This window comes from Parvibaculum sp. (genome assembly GCF_040882025.1).
Taxonomy (GTDB): domain Bacteria; phylum Pseudomonadota; class Alphaproteobacteria; order Parvibaculales; family Parvibaculaceae; genus Parvibaculum.
This window is the reverse complement of record NZ_JBBECC010000024.1, coordinates 5,812-7,798: the sequence shown is the minus strand read 5'-3', so window position 1 is coordinate 7,798 and position 1,987 is coordinate 5,812. Positions and strand designations below refer to the sequence as shown.

Below are 1,987 nucleotides of genomic sequence, written 5' to 3'. Positions count from 1 at the left end.
GGGGGTAAGGGGGGGGGGGGGATGGCGGCGGAGAATGTCGTCGCCCGCCGCTTCGCTCAGGCGGCAGCGCCGTGTTGGCTTTGCGCGGAGGCCGGGAAGTAGACGGTGACGGTCGTGCCCTTGCCGAGGCGGCTTTCGACTTCAAGGCGGCCGCCATGCAGTTCGATGAAGGATTTGGTCAGCGCCAGGCCAAGGCCCGTGCCCTCATGGGTGCGGGCCAGCGCGCCCTCGGCGCGGACAAAGGGTTCGACGACGCGGGCGATATCGTTCGGCGCGATGCCGATGCCGGTGTCGGCGACCGACAGCGCGATCTCGCCGGCGCGGGTGCGCCGCGCCGTCAGTTCGATGCGGCCGCCTTCGGGCGTGAATTTCAGCGCGTTCGACAGCAGGTTGAGGAGCACCTGTTTGGCAAGCCGCGGATCGGCATGGACGGTGCGCGCGCCCTTGCGGATCGCCACCGAGAAATGCTGCCGCTTTTCGCGGATACGGCCGCCGACGATCACCTTGCAGGCATCGACGAGCCGGGCGACCGAAAGTTCCTCGGGCTCGAAGTCGATCTTGCCGGCCTCGACGCGCGCGACGTCCATGATGTCGCTCAGCACATCGAGGAGATGGCGGCCGCTTTTCAGGATGTCGGCGACATATTCGCGGTATTTCGGCACGCCGAGCGGGCCGAAGACCTCGCGCTGCATCATCTCGGAAAAGCCGAGGATCGCATTCAGCGGCGTGCGCAGCTCGTGGCTCATATTGGCCAGGAATTCCGACTTGGCGCGGTTGGCGACAACGGCTTCGTCGCGCGCCGCGATGACGGCCAGTTCGGTCAGCTTGCGCTCGGTGATGTCCTGGGTGGTGCCGCGCGATACCAGCGGGTTGCCTTCGGCGTCGAATTCGGTGGCGCAACGCTCCTCGACCCATTTGACGGTGCCATCGGCCATGCGCAGGCGATGGGTGACGACGTAAGGCGCATGATCGGCCAGCGATCTGGTGTAGGCGTCATCGAGCATGTGGCGGTCGTCGGGATGGATTGCCGCCAGAAGGTCGTCGTAGCTGGGGCCCGCGCTTTCCCTGTCGACGCCGAATATGTCGTAGAGTTCATCGGTCCAGAGCAGTTCGAACGTCCTCAAATCGAGTTCCCAATGACCGAATTTCGCCATGCGCTGGGCGTCGATCAGACGCGCTTCGCTCTGGCGCAGGGTTTCGAGGGCGACGCTGTAGTCGGTGACGTCCTGCGCCACGCCGGCCAGAAGGAGCGGCGCACCGTTGTCGTCCATGATGCAGCCGCCCAGCGCCCGGACGTGCAGAAACCCGCCCTCGACGGCGCGAAGACGAAACTCATGCGTAAGGCTCTCGGCCCCGGTTTCGACAACCCGCGCCAGGACCCCGGTCAGAGCGTCGCGATCGTCCGTGTGAACATGGTCGAGGAATTGTTCCATCGTGATTTCACGCTCGCCGGCGTCGAAGCCGAAAAGCGTGCCGGTTTCCGTGTGCCAGGTCATCCGCCCGGTCGGCAGGTGGACGTCCCAGACGGCCATGCGCGCGGATTTTTGCGCCAGGCGCAGCCGGCGGTCGGCGCTTTCGTGCGCCTCCTCGGCCGCCACGCGTTCGGTGACGTCGCGGGCCTTGATGACAACGCCGCCGATGGCCGGGCGATCGAGGCAATTGGTGCCGGTCAGATGGAGGATGCGCGGGGTGCCGTCCTTGTGCAGAAAGCGCGCTTCGAGTTCAGTGTGTTTGCCGGGTTCGGCAAGGATCGAGAGAAATTCAGCCTCGACGCGCGGCCGGTCGTCGGGATGGGTGAAGTCCAGTGCGTTGGTGCCACTCAGGTCGTCGTCGCCATAGCCAAGAATGTCCTTGGTGAAGGGGCTCTCGAAAAGGATGGCGCCGTCGGGACCGAGCACCGTTGCGATGTCGGTTCCGAACTCGACCAGCGCACGCAGAATCGCCTCGCTGCTGCGCAAGCTCTCGTCGCGCTGCCGGCGTTCGGTGA

1 protein-coding gene is annotated in these 1,987 nt (G+C 65.8%); it reads right to left on the bottom strand.

The genetic code is table 11. From position 1 onward, the window contains the following. Positions 1 to 56: 56 nt before the first annotated feature. Positions 57 to 1,987: PAS domain-containing sensor histidine kinase (locus tag WEB61_RS02000; RefSeq protein ID WP_368062657.1), on the bottom strand; the 1,931-nt coding region annotated here is incomplete at its 5' end.